General features: G+C 65.1%; 14 protein-coding genes. 5 read left to right on the forward strand and 9 right to left on the reverse strand.

Annotated features, from left to right (window positions below):
• Nucleotides 1–27: 27 nt before the first annotated feature.
• Nucleotides 28–3,627 (reverse strand): DNA polymerase III subunit alpha, encoded by a 3,600-nt coding sequence (gene dnaE, locus AC1VV3_RS05840; protein WP_431566703.1) that lies wholly within the window; start codon nucleotides 3,625–3,627, stop codon nucleotides 28–30.
• A 309-nt stretch (nucleotides 3,628–3,936) separates the two neighbouring features.
• On the opposite strand from dnaE, the gene AC1VV3_RS05845 reads away from it, so the two are divergent.
• Nucleotides 3,937–4,680 (forward strand): RcnB family protein, encoded by a 744-nt coding sequence (locus AC1VV3_RS05845; protein ID WP_431566702.1) that lies wholly within the window; start codon nucleotides 3,937–3,939, stop codon nucleotides 4,678–4,680.
• 34 nt (nucleotides 4,681–4,714) lie between these two features.
• On the opposite strand, the gene AC1VV3_RS05850 is transcribed toward AC1VV3_RS05845, so the two are convergent.
• The 4 genes from AC1VV3_RS05850 to AC1VV3_RS05865 all read right to left on the reverse strand — a co-directional run bounded on the left by AC1VV3_RS05850 (nucleotide 4,715) and on the right by AC1VV3_RS05865 (nucleotide 7,497).
• The gene (locus AC1VV3_RS05850) at nucleotides 4,715–5,212 is read right to left on the reverse strand and encodes a glutathione peroxidase (protein WP_134095354.1); all 498 of its coding nucleotides are present in this window, start codon (nucleotides 5,210–5,212) and stop codon (nucleotides 4,715–4,717) included.
• Nucleotides 5,196–5,480, reverse strand: coding sequence for a hypothetical protein (locus tag AC1VV3_RS05855; RefSeq protein WP_132263740.1), 285 nt, complete (start codon nucleotides 5,478–5,480; stop codon nucleotides 5,196–5,198). The genes AC1VV3_RS05850 and AC1VV3_RS05855 overlap by 17 nt, the downstream gene beginning before the upstream one ends.
• Before the next feature lie 84 nt (nucleotides 5,481–5,564).
• Complete coding sequence (locus AC1VV3_RS05860) at nucleotides 5,565–6,263, reverse strand: ABC transporter ATP-binding protein (protein ID WP_134095353.1); 699 nt, start codon at nucleotides 6,261–6,263, stop codon at nucleotides 5,565–5,567.
• Nucleotides 6,256–7,497 carry a lipoprotein-releasing ABC transporter permease subunit gene (locus AC1VV3_RS05865; RefSeq protein WP_431566701.1) on the reverse strand — a complete coding sequence of 414 codons (1,242 nt, stop codon included), beginning with the start codon at nucleotides 7,495–7,497 and terminating at the stop codon, nucleotides 6,256–6,258. The genes AC1VV3_RS05860 and AC1VV3_RS05865 overlap by 8 nt, the downstream gene beginning before the upstream one ends.
• A 308-nt stretch (nucleotides 7,498–7,805) precedes the next feature.
• Here AC1VV3_RS05865 and purF point away from each other — a divergent pair, with 308 nt between their 5' ends.
• The 3 genes from purF to AC1VV3_RS05880 all read left to right on the forward strand — a co-directional run bounded on the left by purF (nucleotide 7,806) and on the right by AC1VV3_RS05880 (nucleotide 10,413).
• Nucleotides 7,806–9,254, forward strand: a complete 1,449-nt coding sequence (gene purF / locus AC1VV3_RS05870) for an amidophosphoribosyltransferase (protein ID WP_132263746.1) — start codon at nucleotides 7,806–7,808, stop codon at nucleotides 9,252–9,254.
• On the forward strand, nucleotides 9,251–9,982 hold the full coding sequence (locus AC1VV3_RS05875; RefSeq protein ID WP_134095351.1) for an SDR family NAD(P)-dependent oxidoreductase: 732 nt from the start codon (nucleotides 9,251–9,253) through the stop codon (nucleotides 9,980–9,982). The genes purF and AC1VV3_RS05875 overlap by 4 nt, the downstream gene beginning before the upstream one ends.
• 92 nt (nucleotides 9,983–10,074) lie before the next feature.
• On the forward strand, nucleotides 10,075–10,413 hold the full coding sequence (locus AC1VV3_RS05880) for a PilZ domain-containing protein (protein WP_132263750.1): 339 nt from the start codon (nucleotides 10,075–10,077) through the stop codon (nucleotides 10,411–10,413).
• A gap of 8 nt (nucleotides 10,414–10,421) precedes the next feature.
• On the opposite strand, the gene AC1VV3_RS05885 is transcribed toward AC1VV3_RS05880, so the two are convergent.
• On the reverse strand, nucleotides 10,422–11,726 hold the full coding sequence (locus AC1VV3_RS05885; RefSeq protein WP_431566700.1) for a class I SAM-dependent methyltransferase: 1,305 nt from the start codon (nucleotides 11,724–11,726) through the stop codon (nucleotides 10,422–10,424).
• Between the two features lie 53 nt (nucleotides 11,727–11,779).
• Complete coding sequence (locus AC1VV3_RS05890; protein WP_431566755.1) at nucleotides 11,780–13,156, reverse strand: cryptochrome/photolyase family protein; 1,377 nt, start codon at nucleotides 13,154–13,156, stop codon at nucleotides 11,780–11,782.
• A 41-nt stretch (nucleotides 13,157–13,197) separates the two neighbouring features.
• Here AC1VV3_RS05890 and AC1VV3_RS05895 point away from each other — a divergent pair, with 41 nt between their 5' ends.
• A complete protein-coding gene (locus tag AC1VV3_RS05895; RefSeq protein ID WP_134095349.1) occupies nucleotides 13,198–13,914 on the forward strand; it encodes a phosphatase PAP2 family protein in 717 nt (238 codons plus the stop codon).
• Between the two features lie 10 nt (nucleotides 13,915–13,924).
• Here AC1VV3_RS05895 and AC1VV3_RS05900 read toward each other — a convergent pair whose 3' ends face one another.
• Together AC1VV3_RS05900 and AC1VV3_RS05905 are read right to left on the reverse strand one after the other, a co-directional pair.
• Entirely contained in the window at nucleotides 13,925–14,938 is a 1,014-nt protein-coding gene (locus tag AC1VV3_RS05900; protein WP_132263755.1) for a 2-oxoacid:ferredoxin oxidoreductase subunit beta, read from the reverse strand.
• Nucleotides 14,939–14,961: 23 nt separating this feature from the next.
• Nucleotides 14,962–16,944: a 2-oxoacid:acceptor oxidoreductase subunit alpha gene (locus tag AC1VV3_RS05905; RefSeq protein WP_431566699.1), complete on the reverse strand. Its 1,983-nt coding sequence runs from the start codon at nucleotides 16,942–16,944 to the stop codon at nucleotides 14,962–14,964.
• Nucleotides 16,945–17,193 lie beyond the last annotated feature (249 nt).

Below are 17,193 nucleotides of genomic sequence, written 5' to 3' on the forward strand. Positions count from 1 at the left end.
AGACGGACGGATCGAGGGGGTATGCGGTCAGGCCGCGCGGCGAAGGCCTTCCGGCCCCCTTCGTGCGATCAGCGACACGTTGGAGATCCCTGCCACACTGGCAAGGTGCTCGGCGAACTCACCGTCGAGCGCGAAATCCCGTCCCAGCCGGACTTTCTGCCGGCGCCCCTCGCCCAGATCCAGCACTGCCACCACTTCACCGCAGCCCGGCGCTCCCGGCCGCATGAGCATCGCCAGTTCCTGCACGGCTTCCATCCGGTCTATGTCGAGCGTGAGCAGCATGCGGGCCCCCGCCTTCACTTCGTTGAGCGGCCGCGCGCCCCGCACCGTCACACGCGGCGGTTCGTCCGGGCTGGGGCTGTCGAGTTCGACGTTGAGCAGCACGCATGCGCCCTCTTTCGACCATCTGACGAAGTTCTCGACCAGGCTTTCCTCGAAGCAGGAGGCAGAGAAATTGCCCGACTGGTCCGAGAAGTCGGCCATGACGAAGTCCTTGCCGCGGCGCGTCTTCCGTTTCTGCACGTTCTCGACCATGGCCGCCATGACCGCATCCGTGCGCCCTGCCCCGCCGCCGTTCATGAGGCTGGAATAGGTCCGCGCCCCGTTGGCCGAGGCCACGGCGCGGAACTGCTCCACCGGATGAGCGGCAAAGTAGAAGCCGAAAGTCTCCCGCTCCTTGGCCATCTGGTCCATGCGGTTCCAAGGGTCCGCATCCACGAAGCGCAAGCCCTGCTCGACATGATCGTCCCCGCCGAACAGGCCATGCTGGGCGCTGTTCCGCTCTCGCGAGGAGCGATCCGCTTCCGCCAGCAGGGTATCGGCATTGGCCAGGACTTTGGCGCGATTCGGCTCCAGGGCGTCGAAAGCACCGGCAGCGGCCAGGCTTTCGAGCTGGCGGCGATTCATCGAGCCGGCAGGGGCCCGCCTGAACACGTCGTCGAGGCTGACGAACTTGCCGTTCGCTTCGCGCTCGGCGACGATGGCGTCCATCGCCTTCTCGCCGACATTGCGAATACCCGCGAGGGCATAGCGCACCGCGTGGCTGTCCGGCGTTTCCTCCACGCAGAATTCGGCTTCCGACATGTTGATGTCGGGCGCTGCGAGCTGAATGCCGTTGCGCCGGGCGTCATCGACGAAGATCGCGAGCTTTTCCGACTGGTGCATGTCGAAGCACATCGAGGCGGCGTAGAATTCGTGCGGGTAATGCGCCTTGAACCAGGCGGTGTGATAGGCGAGCAGCGCGTAGGCGGCGGCGTGCGACTTGTTGAAGCCGTAGCCGGCGAACTTGTCGATCAAGTCGAACAGTTCGTTGGCCTTGCCCGCCTCGATCCCGGAAACCTCCTTGCAGCCATCGACGAAGCGCTGGCGCTGCTTGTCCATCTCCGCCTGGACCTTCTTGCCCATGGCGCGACGCAGAAGGTCGGCATCGCCGAGCGAATAACCTGCCAGGATCTGCGCGGCCTGCATGACCTGTTCCTGATAGACGAAGATCCCGTAAGTCTCGCCCAGGATACCGGCCAGCTTGTCGTGCGGATACTCGATCGATTCGAGCCCGTTCTTGCGCCTGCCGAACAGCGGGATGTTGTCCATCGGGCCGGGACGGTAGAGCGAGACGAGCGCAATGATGTCGCCGAAATTGGTGGGCTTCACGGCCGCCAGCGTGCGGCGCATACCTTCCGATTCCAGCTGGAACACGCCCACGGTGTCGCCGCGCTTCAGCAGTTCGTAAACGGCCGCATCGTCCCAGGCGAGCGTCGAGAGGTTGATCGTGATGCCGCGCCGTTCCAGCAGGTCGCAGGCCTTCTTCAGCACCGAAAGCGTCTTCAGGCCGAGGAAGTCGAACTTGACGAGGCCGGTATCCTCCACCGACTTCATGTCGAACTGCGTCACCGGCATGTCCGAGCGCGGGTCGCGGTAGAGCGGCACCAGTTGCGCCAGCGGACGGTCACCGATGACGACGCCCGCCGCGTGAGTCGACGAGTTGCGCGGCAGACCCTCCAGCTGGACCGCCAGGTCGACCAGGCGCTTCACCTCGCGGTCGACATCGTATTCGCGGCGGAATTCCGCGACCGGCGGATCCTTGGTGACGCCATGCTGCTTGCGGCCATGCAGCGCATCGGTGAGCGTCCACGGGTCGGTCGGATGGTTCGGCACCATCTTGCAGAGACTGTCGACGCGGCCGTAACCCATCTGCAGGATGCGGCCGCAGTCGCGCAGCACGGCGCGGGCCTTCATCTTGCCGAAAGTGATGATCTGGGCGACGTGATCGTGCCCGTACTTGCGCTGGACGTAGCGGATCACCTCGCCGCGGCGGGTTTCGCAGAAGTCGATGTCGAAGTCCGGCATCGAGACGCGTTCCGGGTTCAGGAAGCGTTCGAACAGCAGGCCCAGCTTCAGGGGATCGAGGTCAGTGACGGTCAGCGCCCAGGCGACCAGCGAACCCGCGCCCGAACCACGGCCCGGCCCCACCGGAATGTCGTTGTCCTTGGCCCACTTGATGAAGTCGGCAACGATCAGGAAGTAGCCGGGGAAGCCCATGCCGACGATGATCTGCACCTCGAAATCGAGGCGCTTGGCATAGTCTAGGAAATCCTCGGTGACGCCGCGCTCGGCCAGTTCGCGATAGGCGGCTTCGCGCTCTTCGCCCTGAAGGGCCATGGCGGCATCGAGTTCTTCCTCGGTAACGTCCGGCCAATAGGGCGCGAGACGGCTGGCAAGGCCGGCGCGGGAATTGTCCGCCAGCATCCGCGCCTCGCCCTCAAGGTCGCCGGCAAGGCTGGGCAGCAGCGGCTTGCGGCGCGGCGGCATGTAGGCGCAGCGCTGCGCGACGACGAGCGTATTGGCCAGCGCCTCGGGCAGGTCCGCGAACAGCTCCTGCATCGTCTCCGCGGGCTTGACCCAGCGTTCGGACGAGGACCGGGGACGCTCCGGCGCGTCGACTTGCGTGGAATTGGCGATGCAGAGCATGGCATCGTGCGCGGCGTGGAACTGCGCTTCGGCATATTGCGCGGGGTTAGTGCCGACGAGGGGAATATCGCGCGCATAGGCCAGCGCGATCAGGTCTTCCTCGCTCTCGTCCTCGACTTGCTCGCCGGTGCGGGTGATCTCGATATAGAGCCGGTCGCCGAACAGGGCTTGCAGGCTGTCGCAATAGCTTTCCGCGGCTTCGAACTTGCCCGCCGCATAGAGCCGGGTCAGCGCGCCCTCGCTGCCTCCGGTCAGGCAGATCAGGCCATCGGTGTGGCCGCGCAGCGATTCCAGCGTGACATGCGGGTCGAGCTCCAGTGGACGCTCCAGGTGCGCGCGGCTGACGAGATCGCACAAGTTCAGCCAGCCGGCCTCGCTCTGGGCGAAAAGCGCGAGCCAGTCGATCGGCAGGTCCTGTCCCTGTGCCACCACCCCCGGCCGCGCGACGGCGAGGAAAGTGCCGACGATGGGCTGGACGCCGGCTCCCTTGCAGGCCTGCGCGTAAGTGGGGGCACCGTAGAGACCGTTACGGTCGCAGATGGCGGCGGCCGGAAACTTGCGTTCCTTGGCCAGCTTCGCCGCGGCCTTGGGATCGATCGCGCCGTCCAGCATCGTGAAACTTGAGAAGATGCGCAGAGGTACGAAGGATGCATGGGCCATCCGGGGAATTTAGGCATTGCCCTATGCCCCGATCAAGGCGCGTCTGGGGATAAGCCGGGGGAAAGGGATCGCGATGGCTCCGAAACGGTCCGGTCTCGCGCCGGATGGCTGGATTCCGACGAGCGGGTACAGGCCTTGCTGCTGTCGGAGCGCCTTGAAAGTCGGGCGGAATCGCGTCATGTTCGGCCCGTTCCTGTCCTTGCCGGAAGTCCCGACCCGGTGTCTTCAAGAACTATTGATTCATGCACAACCCACGCCGTTTTCGGCGTTTTCGTCTTATGCCGGATCGGCCGTTCTGGAGACGTGTGAATGAAGTTCGCCTATCTCGCTTTCGTTCCCCTGCTGCTCGCACCGGAAGGCCTGCTGCCTCTGGAGTTCGCAGCCATGGCACAGCAGAATCGTCCCGGCGGATCGCAGGGCCAGGGCGCGCGGCCACCGTCGGGTGGTTCGAATCGCCCCTCCGGCCCCGGCCAGCCCGGCGCGGGAGGAAGCCGCCCGCAACCGCAGCCTACCCGCCCCGGCGGCAACCAGACACAACCGAGTCGGCCCGGTGGCGGCAACGACAATCGGCCGGGACAACCGGGCGGCGGCAATCGACCGGGGCAACCCGGTGGAGACCATCGCCCCGGCCAGCCCGGCAATGGCAATCGCCCAGGGCAGCCGGGTGGCAACTACCGCCCGGGACAGCCGGGCAGCAACTATCGCCCGGGCCAGCCGGGCAGCGGCAACCGCCCCGGCCAACCGGGCTATCCGCGTCCGCCCGTCGTCTCTCAGCCCCATCGTCCGGGCGCAGGAAGGCCGAGCACGTTCCGCCCGATGCGCGCGCCGCCGTACCGCTATCCGCGAGGCTACAGCTACCGGCGATGGACGGTGCGGATGGTCCTGCCGGCCATCTTCCTGTCCTCGGCCTATCTGTTCCAGGACTATTCGATGGTCGGCGTCGGCCCGCCGCCCCCGGGCTATTACTGGGTGCGCTACGGCCCCGACCTGCTGCTGGTGAACCGCACCACGCGCCGCGTGGTCGATGTGATCTACAACGCCTTCTACTATTGAGCCGGATGGCAGGACGAAAGAAGGCGCTGCTCGCTCAGAGCAGCGCCTCGATGTCCTTTTCCAGGCTCTCCGGCTTATCGGTGGGAGCGTAGCGACGCACGACCTTGCCGTCGCGGCCGATCAGGAACTTGGTGAAGTTCCATTTCACGGACTTGCTGCCGAGCAGACCCGGCGCTTCACGCTTCAACCATGTCCAGATGGGCGCGGCATCGTCTCCATTGACGTCCACTTTGCCCATGAGCGGGAACGAGAGACCGAAGTTCACTTCGCAGAACGAAGCGATGTCCTCGGCCGAGCCCGGTTCCTGCCCGCCGAACTGATTGCACGGGAAGGCGATGACCTCGAAGCCGCGGTCCCGATATTTCTGCCAGAGCGCTTCCAGTCCGGCATATTGCGGCGTGAAACCGCACTTGCTGGCCGTGTTGACCACGAGCAACACTTGGCCGAGCCTGTCGGCGAGACTTACCGTCTCACCGCCGGGCAAGGCCACTTCGAAATCCGCAATCGTTCGGAGATCAGCTGGTGACGCCATGGGGGAAGTCCGTCCTTCGATAAAGACGGCGTATGTCCCCGATTTCCAGCAGCCTGTCACCGTCCTTCTGAACGGAATAATTCACCTGATCCGCCTCTGGGAGGTGCATCACGTAGCGAATCAGATTGGCCACCGTATCTCGGCGTATCGCCTTGAATACGTTGAACAGACCACTGCCATCAGTGGCCTTGTGCAGTTCCGCACCGTCGTTCCATCCGGGGCTGTCGCCAGCCGGAATGCCTTGGATGGTGGTGGGAAAGTCGCTCATATGTTGCTCCTTTCGCGCGTCTTGCCTCGGCCCATGAAACGCGCAGGAATCGCGCAATGTTCCCTGAGCTTTATCCCGGCCGGGTCAGGCCAGCACCCCTTCGTGGAGTCTTACCACCCGGTCCATGGCTGCAGCCAGCCGCTCGTTGTGGGTAGCCACAAGCGCCGCGCTGCCCTGTCCGCGCACCAGTTCGAGGAACTGCGCGAACACAGTGTCGGCGGTGGTCTCGTCGAGATTGCCGGTCGGTTCATCGGCCAGCACGAGGCGCGGCTTGTTGGCCAGGGCACGGGCCACGGCGACGCGCTGCTGCTCGCCGCCCGAGAGCTTGCTCGGCCGGTGTTCGAGGCGCTGCCCCAACCCCAGCGCGCTCAGCAATTCGCGCGCCCGCTCCTCGCACTCCTCGCGCGGCTTGCCGGTGATGAGCTGCGGCAGGACCACATTCTCGATCGCGTTGAAGTCCGGCAGGAGGTGGTGGAACTGGTAGACGAAGCCGATATGATCGCGCCGAACCGCCGCGCGGCGGTCCTTGCCGAGCTTCGACGCATCGATGCCAGCGATCTCGATTCGCCCGCCGAAACCGCCTTCGAGAAGGCCGATGGCCTGGAGCATGGTCGACTTGCCCGAACCCGAAGGCCCGAGCAGGGCAACGATCTCTCCGGGGCGAACGTCGAGGTCCACGCCGCGCAGGACATCGATGGTCACGCCGCCCTGCTCGAAGCTGCGCGTCAGCTTGTCTAGGCGGACGACCGCTCCATTGGCGGAAGCATGGACAGTGTCATTCATAGCGCAGCACCTGCACGGGATCGGTGCTCGCCGCCTTGAAGGCGGGATAGAGCGTGGCGAGAAAGCTGAAGATCAGGGCCATCACGCAGATCACCGCGATTTCCACGGGGTCCGGGCGCGAAGGCAGCTCGGTCAGGAACCGGATCGAGGGATCCCAGAGGTTCTGGCCGGTCACGATCTCCACGAAATGAACGATGGGTTGGCGGAAGTAGAGGAACACGATGCCCAGCAGCACCCCCGCCAGCGTTCCCAGCACGCCGATGCAGAAGCCGGTCGTCACGAAAACCTTGAGCAGCGAACGCCGGGTCGCTCCCATCGTCCGCAGGATCGCGATGTCGCGCGTCTTGGCGCGCACCAGCATGATCAGCGAGGACAGGATGTTGAACACGGCCACCAGCACGATGATCGAGAGCACGACGAACATCGCCACGCGCTCCACCGCCAGCGCCTCGAACAGGGAGGCGTTGATGGTCTTCCAGTCGGTGACGATGGCGCGGCCCTTCAACTGCCGTTCGAGCGGCGCGATGATCTCGCCCACGCGGTCCGGGTTGGTAGTCGTCACCTCGATCATGCCGATGGTGTCGCCCGTGAGCATCAGCGTCTGTGCGTCCTTCATCGGCATCACGACATAGGCCTTGTCGTAATCGTAGATGCCGATCTCGAAGATGGCAGCGACGCGATAGGCGATCTGGCGCGGGACGGTGCCGAACGGCGTCGAGCGACCGAGCGGGTTCATCACGGTGATCGTATCGCCGACTTGCGCGCCGAGATTCTGCGCGAGCTGCGATCCGATCGCTACGTTGTCGCTGCCGGGAACCAGTTCTCCGAGATTGCCCGCCTGCACCTTCTCGCGCAGGCGCGCGATATCCTCATTGGTGTTGCCCCGCACCAGCACGCCTTCGACGCGGCCGTTGAAGGTGGTCACCAGCGGCTGTTCGATCAGCGGCGAGGCCTTGACCACGCCCGGAGTCGCGCGGACATCCTTCAGCACGCCTTGCCAGTCGTCCAGCCGGCCGCCATAGGCCTGGATGATCGCATGGCCGTTCAGCCCCACGATCTTGTCGAACAGTTCCGCGCGGAAGCCGTTCATGACGCTCATGACGATGACCAGCGCGGCGACGCCCAGCATCACGGCCACCAGGCTGATGCCGGCAACCAGGGCAATGAAGCGCTCGCCCTTTCCGGGCAGCATGTAGCGCTTGGCGATGGTCCATTCGAAAGGGGATAGGATCAAGCGACGGGTCCGTCTGTGATCGGGCAGATGGCCCGGCATTAAGCAGAAGTAGGAAGACTGGCAAGCTGATCGCCTGCCCGAGGTGACGCGGTGCTGAACGCGCAGGCAAAAGTCCAGAGAGCCCCAACGGTCGATCACAATGCTTCTGAGAGGCGCCGGTTCCCGTGGATCGGGGCTGTCATTATGCCGTCACGAAGCTGGCGCAGACGCCCTTGCCGAACCGGAGGCGTTCGACCCCCTTGCATTTACGGGCAACACGCTCCAAATGCGCGGGCGATTTTGGCGCGCCAGCAGCCCGGACGACATCCATGAACATGACACATCCCTTTCGAGACGCCGACGGGGACAAGCTGCGCGAAGAGTGCGGCGTTTTCGGCGTAATCGGCTCCAAGGACGCGGCGAACATCGCCGCGGCCGGGCTTCACTCCTTGCAGCACCGCGGCCAGGAGGCCGTGGGCATTACCAGCTTCAGCGGCGAGGAGTTCCACTCCCACCGCGGCCTCGGCCACGTGGCGCAGGTGTTCTCCCAGCGCGAGCTGGATACCCTGCCCGGCACCATGGCTTCCGGCCATGTCCGCTATGCCACGACCGGCGGATCCGGGCTGCGCAACGTGCAGCCGCTCTTCGCCGATCTGGCCGCAGGCGGTTTCGCGATCGCCCATAACGGCAACATTTCCAACGCGATGACGCTGAAGCGCGATCTCGTGTCGAAAGGCTCGATCTTCCAGTCGACCTCCGACACCGAGGTGATCATCCACCTCGTCGCCACCAGCCGCTATCCCACGCTGCTCGACCGGTTCGTAGACGCGCTGCGCATGGTGGAAGGCGCCTATTCGCTCATCTGCATGACGGCAGAGGGCATGATCGCCTGCCGCGATCCGCTGGGCATCCGCCCGCTGGTCATGGGCCGCATCGGTGACGCCACCGTGTTCGCCTCGGAAACCGTGGCCTTCGACGTGATCGGCGCCGAATTCATCCGCTCGATCGAGCCGGGCGAACTGGTCCAGGTCGATCACAAGGGCACGATCTCCAGCCACCGCCCCTTCGGCAATCCGGCCCCGCGCCCCTGCATTTTCGAGCACGTCTACTTCAGCCGACCCGATTCGGTGATGGACGGCCGCTCGGTCTACCAGGTGCGCAAGCAGATCGGCATGGAACTGGCCAAGGAAGCGCCGGCCGCCGCCGATGTGGTGATCCCGGTTCCCGACAGCGGCGTGCCTGCCGCCATCGGTTATGCCCAGCAATCGGGCATTCCCTTCGAGCTCGGCATCATCCGCTCGCACTATGTCGGCCGCACCTTCATCCAGCCGGGTGACGCGGCCCGCCACGCGGACGTGAAGCGCAAGCACAATGCCAACCGCGCCATCGTCGAAGGCAAGCGCATCATCCTGATCGACGATTCGATCGTGCGCGGCACCACCTCGATGAAGATCGTCGAGATGATGCGCGACGCGGGCGCTGCCGAAGTGCACATGCGCATCGCCAGCCCGCCGACCGAGCATTCGTGCTTCTACGGCGTCGACACGCCGGAACGTTCGAAGCTGCTGGCCGCCAACATGGACATCCAGGCCATGGCGGACTTCATCAAGGCCGACAGCCTCGCCTTCGTCTCGATCGACGGTCTCTACCGTGCGGTCGGCGAGGAAAAGCGCAACAAGAAGCGCCCGCAATTCTGCGATGCCTGCTTCTCGGGCGAATATCCCACCAAGCTGACGGACTTCGCCGAGCGCTTTTCCGGGGAGCTCAACGCAGCGTGAGCGAAAGTATTGGCGGCAAGCCGTTCGAAGGTCAGGTCGCGCTCGTCACCGGCTCCAGCCGGGGGATCGGTGCGGCCACCGCGCTCGCACTCGCTTCGGCGGGCGCACACGTCCTGCTGACGGGGCGCGACACCAAGGCGCTGGAAGCGATCGAGGACCGGATCTACCAGGCCGGCGGCGCGGCGACGATCGCGCCGGTCGACCTCGTCGAATCGGACGGCATCGCCCGCCTGGCGACCGCCGTGTCGCAGCGCTGGGGCAAGCTCGACATTCTCGTCGCCAATGCCGCGGTCCTGCCGGAACTGACGAGCGTGGCCGATATCGACCAGCGCGCCTTCAACAAGGCGCTCACCACGAATGTCCTCGCCACGCAGGCGCTGATCGCCAATTTCGATCCGCTGCTGCGCAAGAGCGACGATGCGCGCCTGATCGGCATGACCTCCACCGTTGCCACCGCACCCCGCGCGTTCTGGGGCGCCTATGCCGCCACCAAGGCCGCGTTCGAGGTTCTGCTGGATTGCTATGCGCAGGAAAGCCGCAACATCGCGAAGCTGCGCGTGGCCATCGTCAACCCCGGCGCCACCCGCACGGCGATGCGTGCCCGTGCCTATCCGGGCGAAGCGCCGGCATCGGTGAAACCGCCCGAAGCCGTAGCCGAAAGGCTTGTCTCGCTGCTGGCGGAACCCTTCGAAAGCGGCCACCGCGAGACCATTCCCGCCGATTTTTAACCACATGATTTAATGCGGTGGTAACTCTTTCCTGATTTCTTCCCATTGACGGCGTATCATGCACGCCGCTCCAATGTACGGGTCTCGGGACAATGACGACAAAATCCCCGCAAGACATCTACGAACTCGCTGCCCAGGAAGACCGCAGCGCGATTCGCCTGCGAATCTCGATTCCGGCCGGTTTCCGGGCATCGGGCACCAAGGGTTTCCAGACGGCCGTGCGCGATCTCTCGCTTTCCGGCTTCTCGGCCACGGCGATCAGCCGCATCCACCCCGGCACGTACTGCTGGCTGACGCTGCCCGGAATGGAAGCCCTGCCCGCGCGAGTCATCTGGTGGGAAGACGGGCTGGTCGGCTGCGCGTTCGAGCAGTTGCTGAACCCGATTATTCTGGAAAACGTGCTTGCGCGGTGGCGCGGCCAGGGAAGCTGAGCGCTTCTTCAGCCCGGCTTGACCAGGGTAACTTGGGCGACGTCGATGCCGCCGCCCATGAAGCCGCCCTCGCAATACATCAGGTAGAAGCGCCATAGGCGCACGAACCGCTCGTCGAAGCCGGTGGGGAGCCGCCCTTCCGCAACGGCGGCCTCGAAGTTCCGGCGCCATTCGCGGAGCGTCCGGGCATAATCCAGCCCGAATCCCTGCCGGTCCTCCCACGAAAGTCCGCGCTCCTCGGCCAGGCGGCGGAATTCCGGTTCATGAATCAACATGCCGCCGGGGAAGATGAAAGTCTGGATGAAGTCCGCGCTGCGGGCATAGGATTCGAAGATGTCGTCGCGAATCGCGATGTACTGGATCGCAGCGCGGCCGCCGGGCTTGAGGTTCCGCGCCACGCAGTCGAGGAAATCGGGCCAGAACTGCCGCCCCACCGCCTCCACCATCTCGACCGAGGCAATGGCGTCATAGGCGCCTGCGACATCGCGGTAGTCCTGCTTCAGGAAATCCACGCGCCCGCCCGCGCCTTCCACTCGCCCGGTCCAGCGATCCCGCGCATAGGCGAGCTGCGCGTCCGAAAGGCTGATGGCATCGACATGCGCGCCCTCGGTTTCAGCGAGGAAGGCGGAGAGCGTGCCCCAGCCGCAGCCGATTTCCAGCACGCGGCCGTCCTCGGGAATGGCAAGCCGGTGGGCGATGGCGCCGATCTTGTTCGACTGCGCGAGGTCAAGCTCGGTGACGAACTGGCTGAGCGCATTGGGGCCGCCCCCGGCGCGCGGATAGATCCCGCTGGAATAGAGCATCGTCTCGCCCAGCCATTGTTCGTAGAAGTCGTTGCCGAGGTCGTAGTGGACGTGGATGTTCCGCAGCGAGCCGGAACGCGTATTGCGGTTCAGCCAATGCAAGGCCTTGGCCGCGATCCGCCAGGGTCCGCGCGCGCGGCCGACATTTCCCAGGCCCGCGGCATTGTCCATGAACAGCGCGAAGATCGGCACCGGATCGGGGCTTTCCCATTCCCCTTCGTCCCAGGCCTGATACCAGCCGACCGAGCCCGCCGTGGCGAGGCGCAGCAGCGCGCGCCAGCTATTGATCTGAACCACGGCTTCGAATCCCGGCGCCCTTCCGCCGAGAAGGCGAGTCTCGCCGCCGGGAAGGGTCGCCTCTATCGATCCGCGCTGGAGACCCTGGTCGATCTTGTCGAGAACCCTCGACACACCGCCAGACCAGAGTTTTGCCAGCCACTGCGGGCCGACGCCAATGGAGCGGCCGCCATCGACCAGTTCCTCACCCCTGCCTGGCGCCTGTGCGTTCATATCCGGGATATTATCCGGAAATTGGCCGCGGGCAATTGCTTAGAAACCCGCTCTCACCGGTCTTTCGCCTTCGCCCAGGCGGCCAGGGCCCGCTCGCGTCCCGCCCGGTGCTCGACGAGCTTGGCAGGATAGCCGCGAGGGCGCTTGTCCGACGCGGGATCATGGATATCCGCGTCGTCCAGGTCCGCAAGCTCGGGCACCCACTCGCGAATATAGGCGCCCGCGTCGAACTTCTCCGATTGGCTGAGCGGGGCCATGATCCGCACGAACATCTGCGCATCCACGCCCGAACCGGCGGCCCACTGCCAGTTCACCGCGTTGGAACCGTAGTCCGCATCCACCAGGGTATCCCAGAACCATTTCTCGCCTTCCCGCCAATCGAGCAGGAGATGCTTGATCAGGAAACTGGCGACGATCATCCGCACCCGATTGTGCATCCAACCGGTGTGCCAGAGCTGGCGCATGCCGGCATCGACGATCGGATAGCCGGTCCTGCCCCGCTGCCAGGCAGCAAGATCCGATTCGGCCTGCTTCCCGGTCCGCCAGTGCAAGTGCGAAAAATCCTCCTTCGCGGAACGGCTGCCATATTCGGGGAACTGCAGGATCACGTTCTGCGCATAATCGCGCCAGCCCAGCTCGCCGAGGAAGGTCTCCACCGAGCCCCCGGCATCGGCCACGGCATGCCAGACTTGCGCCGGGGAGATTTCGCCGAAGTGAAGATGCGGCGAAAGGAAGGAAGTGCCGTCGACCGATGGCAGGTTCCGCTGCGCTTCATAGGCGGCAGCTTCCTCCAAGAAAGCATGGAGCCGCTTCTTCGCCCCATCCTCGCCCGGTTCCCACATCTCGCGCATGCCGCCAGCCCAATCGGGCTTTGCCGGAAGCAGCTTCCAGTCCCCGAGCCGATCGGACTTCGGCCAGTGCGCCGGTGCCTCGATCCTGGCGGGGCGGGGATGCGGTTCGACCGGCGGCAGGCGTTCGTGCAGCGCCCGCCAGAACGGCGTGTAGATCTTGTAGGGCCGTCCCGAACCATTGATCACCGACCCGGCCGGCGCCAGGTAGTTGCCATGATGAAGGTGCAGGTCCAGCACTTGCCCCACGGCCTTTTCGGCATTGCGCCACCAAGGCTCGTAGTGGTGCAGCGCGTGAACCGACGTGGCCCCCACTTCCTCGGCCACTTCCTTCAGCACGTTCTCGCAGCGCCCCTTGCGCAGGATCAGACGCGAGCCTTTTTCCCGCAGCGCGGCGTCCAGGCTTTTCAGCGAATGGTGCAGCCACCAACGCGATGCACCGCCCATGCTGCGATGCCTGGGCGTCTCGTCATCCAGGACGTAGACCGGGACGACGGGGCCCTGGCTGGCCGCTTCGGCGATGGCAGGCTGGTCGGACAGGCGCAAGTCGCGCCGCAGCCACACGATGATGGGGGGATTCATGCTGCCGGAACGCTTGTCTGCCATGGGCGTTCCCTAAGCCAATGACCGCCTCTTCCGAAAGACCGAACCTGCTGCGGCATCGCATCGATCCGCGCAAATCCCTCATCGCCGCCGCGACCTGCTGGACGGCTTTCGCCTTCTTCGCATGGGCGGTGCCGGCCGGACGTACGACACATTTCGACAGGATCGGCGTGATGTTCTGGCGCGCGCAGGATTTACGGCCGCTCGGCCCGACCTGGCTGCTGGAATGGGTGCGGGATCTCACCGCAATGGGCGGATTCCTGCAACTGAAGCTCTACACGATCATGGCGGTCGTGGCGCTGTTCTGGCTCCGCTGCCGGCGCGAAGGCGTTCTCTTGGCATTGACCGTCATCAGCGCCAGCCTCGTCAATCTGGGGTTCAAGGCGCTGTTCGGCCGCCCTCGCCCCGAGATCGTGCCGCACCTGACCTCGGCCGGCGGGGCTAGCTTTCCCAGCGGGCACAGCTTCAATGCCGCTTCTTCATATATCGCGTTTGCCCTGGCTTTTGCCGCATTGAGTCCGCGAGCCTCGCTGCGCCACACGCTCATCGCCTGCGCCATGATCCTGAGCCTTGCGATCGCCTGGAGCCGCGTATGGCTGGGCGTCCACTGGCCGAGCGACGTCATGGCTGGGTGGCTGGGCGGCGCAGGCTGGGCCTTCCTGGCCAGCGCGCTCCTCTATCGACCAGCCGTTACCGTGATCCATGCCGCCGACGATCTCGCTGACGCCAAGAGCTGAATTCCTGGTTTCAAGGCACGGTCCAGGTCTGCCCGCGGGCCAGCAATTTGCCGAGATCCGCTGTCTTGCCCGCGATCAGACCCTGCCTTTCGGCCACGACCGCGCTCTCGAACGTGGGCGCGGGATCGTCGAGAATCACGCCCAGCGCCATCGGGAACGGACCGAAGGGCATTTCCACCAGCATGTGGGCCAGCGTGCGGTTGCGCACATTATGCCGCAAGACCCCGGCGCCCTGCCAATCGCCGTCAACCACGTCGACAGCTTGCAGCGACAGCGTCTCGGGATCGAGCGCAAGGCCGCGGGTCTCCTTTGCATAGAGCAAGGGCTCTCCATCCCGGCACTGGACCTGCATATCCGCAGCGACCGCCTTGTCGGTGAAGTCGTCGAAACGGTCCTTGTTGTAGACGATGCAGTTCTGGAAAATCTCCATGAAGGCCGCACCCTTGTGGCGATAGGCGGCCATGAGCACCTCGGAGAGATCCTTGGAGACATCGTAGCTGCGCGCCACGAAACGCGCACCCGAACCCAGCGCGAAGGCGCAGGGGCTAGCGGGCCGATCCACCGATCCCGCTGGCGAGGTCGGCGAAGGTGTGCCGGGACGACTGGTCGGGGAATATTGCCCTTTCGTCAGGCCGTAGATCTCGTTGTTGAACAGCATGATCTGGCAATCGAGATTACGGCGCAGCACATGCATGGTGTGGTTGCCCCCTATCGACATGCCGTCGCCATCGCCGGTGACCAGCCAGACGTCGAGCTGCGGGTTGGCCAGCTTGATGCCGGTCGCCACGGCGGGTGCGCGGCCGTGGATCGAATGGAAGCCATAGCTCTCGACGTAGTAGGGAAAGCGACTGGAACAGCCGATGCCCGAGACGAAGACCGTGTTCTTCGGGTCTGCTCCCAGCATCGGCAAGGTCCGTTGCACGGCCTTTAGGATGGCATAGTCGCCGCAGCCGGGGCACCAGCGCACTTCCTGGTCGGTCTCCCAGTCCTTGAGCGTGGTCTCGATCGGGGTCATGTCGTTCATGAGGGCATCTCCGTTCGAAAGTCTCAGGGCTGCTCGATCTCGGGAGCGGGAAGCTGGGTCTCGTTGACCTCCACTTCGCCGCCCTCGTTGCCGGCGATGCCGTCGAAGAACCGGGCAATGGCCAACTCCAGTTCGGCGATGGCAAAAGGCTGGCCGCTGGTCTTGTTCAGCGGCACGGCGTCGACCAGAAACCGGTCCCGCAGCAAGGTCTTGAACTGACCCGTGTTCATTTCCGGCACGAGCACATGGTCGAAGCCCGCCAGCAGTTCGCCGAGATTGCCGGGCAGCGGCCAGATGTGGCGAACCTGGGCATGGCTGACGGCGTACCCTTTCTTCCGCGCGCGGCGCACGGCCTGATGGATCGGCCCGAACGTGGAGCCCCAGCCGATGACGAGCAGCGTGCCCTGCGCTTCGCCCAGGCAGATTTCCTGAGGGGGAATGCCCGCCGCAATGCCGTCGATCCGGGCCTTTCGCGCATCGGTCTGGGCCTGATGGACATCGGGAGCGTAATCGATGTTGCCGGTATCGACGGCCTTCTCGATGCCGCCGATGCGGTGCATGAGACCGGGCGTGCCCGGCTTGATCCACGGCCGCACGCCGCGCTCGTCGCGCTTGTAAGGCAGCACCCGCGACTCACCGTTAGGCTCTTCCAGAAACGCCACGGGGAAAGAGGCAAAGCCAGCCGGATCGGGGACTTTCCAGGGTTCGGAGGCATTGCCGATATAGCCGTCCGTCAGCAGGATGACCGGCGTCATGTAGCCGGTGGCGATGCGGCAGGCCTCGATCGCACATTCGAACGCGTCGGCCGGGGAGCAGGCCGCGATCACCGGCAGCGGCGCATCGCCGTTGCGACCGTAGACCGCCTGGTAGAGATCGGACTGCTCGGTCTTGGTCGGCAAGCCCGTCGAAGGCCCGCCGCGCTGCGAGTTGACGATGACCAGCGGCAGTTCGGTCATCACCGCCAGCCCCATGGCCTCTCCTTTCAATGCGATTCCTGGCCCGGACGAGGACGTAACCCCCAATTGCCCAGCGTAACTCGCGCCGATGGCGGAGCAGATCGCAGCGATCTCGTCTTCGGCCTGGAAAGTGGTGACCCCGAACTCCTTCATCTTGACCAGATGGTGCAGGATCGCGGAGGCCGGCGTGATCGGATAGCCGCCGAAGAACATCGGCAGCCCGGCAAGCTGGCATCCCGCGACAAGGCCGAGGGAGATCGCCTCCGCGCCGGTGATCGTGCGGTAGAGCCCCGGCGCGCTCGGCACCGGGTCGATATGCTGGCGCTTCAGCGGACCGGCCAGTTCAGCCGTCTCTCCGTAAGCATGCCCGGCATTGAGCGCGGCCACGTTGGCCTGCGCCAGGACCGGGTTTTTCGCGAACTTAGCGTTAAGCCAGTCGATCAGCGGCTGCCGGTCGCGGTCGAACATCCAGAGCGCCAGGCCGAGCGTCCACATGTTCTTGCAGCGCAGCGCTTCCTTGTTGCCGAGGCCGAAGGGCTTCACCGCCTCCAGCGTCAGCGCGGAAATGTCGAAGGCCAGCACGTCCCATCGCGCGAGGCTGCCATCCTCCAGTGGATTGGCCGCGTATTTCGCCTTCTCCAGGTTGCGCTTGCCGAATTCCCCAGTGTCGACGACGACCATGCCACCGGGCTTGAGCGCATGGATATTGGTCTTGAGCGCGGCGGGGTTCATGGCGACGAGCACATCCGGCGCATCGCCCGCCGTGGTGATCTCACTGGAGCCGAAATTGATCTGAAAGGCCGAAACTCCGAACAACGTGCCTTGCGGCGCGCGGATTTCGGCCGGGAAGTCCGGGAAAGTCGCCAGGTCGTTTCCGGCCAGGGCGGTGGAGAGGGTAAACTGGCCTCCCGTCAACTGCATGCCATCGCCCGAGTCGCCGGCAAACCGCACGACCACGGCTTCCACCGGTGGTGCCTCCACCCCAGGAACGCCCCCTTCCAGCGGCGCGCGTTGCCGCGCCGAATCGCCAACCGATGAGATCGTTGCCATCATCGTCTCTCCCGGGAAGGCCGGTCTGACGCCGGCAGCATTTGTTTCCCGTTCACCAGACTATGCTGGCTTACTATCGGTGCAAACCGGAAAAATGCCCGGCGCGGCAGACCGCGCGCGGCGGCGGATCAGATCCCGGATCGGGAGCCGATCATCGGTTAGCGGACTGGGAACCATAGATCGCGCTGGCATTGCGCGAGCGCTTGGGCCATTCTACGGCCATGCGCTCCGGTAATCCCGCCGCCGATT

It is taken from the genome of Novosphingobium sp. BL-S-34 (assembly GCF_056857015.1).

What these genes read in the sequence shown, in the direction of transcription:
- dnaE (WP_431566703.1), bottom strand. Translation starts at nt 3,627, where the DNA reads ATGGCCCATGCATCCTTCGTACCTCTGCGCATCTTCTCAAGTTTCACG.
- AC1VV3_RS05845 (WP_431566702.1), top strand. Translation starts at nt 3,937, where the DNA reads ATGAAGTTCGCCTATCTCGCTTTCGTTCCCCTGCTGCTCGCACCGGAA.
- AC1VV3_RS05900 (WP_132263755.1), bottom strand. Translation starts at nt 14,938, where the DNA reads ATGAACGACATGACCCCGATCGAGACCACGCTCAAGGACTGGGAGACC.
- AC1VV3_RS05860 (WP_134095353.1), bottom strand. Translation starts at nt 6,263, where the DNA reads ATGAATGACACTGTCCATGCTTCCGCCAATGGAGCGGTCGTCCGCCTA.
- AC1VV3_RS05905 (WP_431566699.1), bottom strand. Translation starts at nt 16,944, where the DNA reads ATGGCAACGATCTCATCGGTTGGCGATTCGGCGCGGCAACGCGCGCCG.
- AC1VV3_RS05885 (WP_431566700.1), bottom strand. Translation starts at nt 11,726, where the DNA reads ATGAACGCACAGGCGCCAGGCAGGGGTGAGGAACTGGTCGATGGCGGC.
- AC1VV3_RS05850 (WP_134095354.1), bottom strand. Translation starts at nt 5,212, where the DNA reads ATGGCGTCACCAGCTGATCTCCGAACGATTGCGGATTTCGAAGTGGCC.
- AC1VV3_RS05880 (WP_132263750.1), top strand. Translation starts at nt 10,075, where the DNA reads ATGACGACAAAATCCCCGCAAGACATCTACGAACTCGCTGCCCAGGAA.
- purF (WP_132263746.1), top strand. Translation starts at nt 7,806, where the DNA reads ATGAACATGACACATCCCTTTCGAGACGCCGACGGGGACAAGCTGCGC.
- AC1VV3_RS05895 (WP_134095349.1), top strand. Translation starts at nt 13,198, where the DNA reads ATGACCGCCTCTTCCGAAAGACCGAACCTGCTGCGGCATCGCATCGAT.
- AC1VV3_RS05890 (WP_431566755.1), bottom strand. Translation starts at nt 13,156, where the DNA reads ATGAATCCCCCCATCATCGTGTGGCTGCGGCGCGACTTGCGCCTGTCC.
- AC1VV3_RS05855 (WP_132263740.1), bottom strand. Translation starts at nt 5,480, where the DNA reads ATGAGCGACTTTCCCACCACCATCCAAGGCATTCCGGCTGGCGACAGC.